This window comes from Mesorhizobium sp. P2_D1, assembly GCF_056404455.1.
Genome location: NZ_JBFUDZ010000151.1, coordinates 1 through 866, shown reverse-complemented (window position 1 = coordinate 866; position 866 = coordinate 1). Strand labels below are relative to the sequence as shown.

Annotated in this window: 2 protein-coding genes; both read left to right on the top strand. The window is 62.3% G+C overall.

The features are described 5' to 3' along the window. On the top strand, positions 1–593 hold a 593-nt coding region (locus AC1D0I_RS32665), incomplete at its 5' end, for an FAD binding domain-containing protein (RefSeq protein ID WP_477400196.1). A 10-nt stretch (positions 594–603) separates the two neighbouring features. Beyond that, positions 604–866, top strand: a 263-nt coding sequence (locus AC1D0I_RS32660) for a (2Fe-2S)-binding protein (RefSeq protein WP_477400195.1), incomplete at its 3' end; no start/stop codon positions are given.

Sequence of the window (866 nt, the reverse complement as noted above, 5' to 3'; positions counted from 1 at the left end):
ACGCCCAGGTCCGCAACATGGGCACCATCGGCGGAAGCATCGCCGAGGCTGATCCCTGCGCTTGCTGGCCGGCCTTGCTGACGACCCTTGACGCCGTAGCTCTCTGCGAGGGCTCCGAGGGCACCCGTGTGCAGTCGATACGCACTCTCCTGGCGGACGCCTATACGCCCGCGCTCACCATGGGCGAGATCATCACGCGCATCGCTATTCCGCGTGAATCGCTCGACSGGTTCGGGACCTTCGTTGCCTTCAAGCGCTCGGCGCCGGCATATCCGACCGCCAGCTGCGCCCTGCAGGTCAATCTGGACGGCGACATTGTCCGTTCGCTGAGAATCGGATTCGGCTGCCTGGGCCTCACCGCCCTGCCGTTCGACGCGGCCAACGAGATCGCCGCCGGCAAGGTGTTCAATGAAGCACTTGCAAAGCTGATCGGCGACGCGGCATCACAATTCGTTGAGCCGCTTTCCGACAACAAGGGCTCGGAAGCCTACAAGCGCAATTTGGCACGCGGTCTTGTCATTCGCGCGTTCGATGTCATCGCACGCCGGCGAGCCGGCATCGAGGTCAGGGATACCCACCACTATTATGGATAGTCCGCACGCCATGAACACGCACAAGAAGACAATCCGGCTCACGGTCAATGGCAAGGCCATAGAAGCGCAAGTCGAACCCCGGATGCTGCTGGTCGAATTCCTTCGGCATTCACTCGAACTGACCGGCACCCACATTGGCTGTGACACCAGCTATTGCGGAGCATGCACAGTTCTCCTGGACGGGCGCGCGGCCAAATCCTGCACGTTGTTGGCTGTCCAGGCCGACGGTAAGACGGTTCGCACCGTGGAGGGACTTGCGGCCAAGGACGGCAC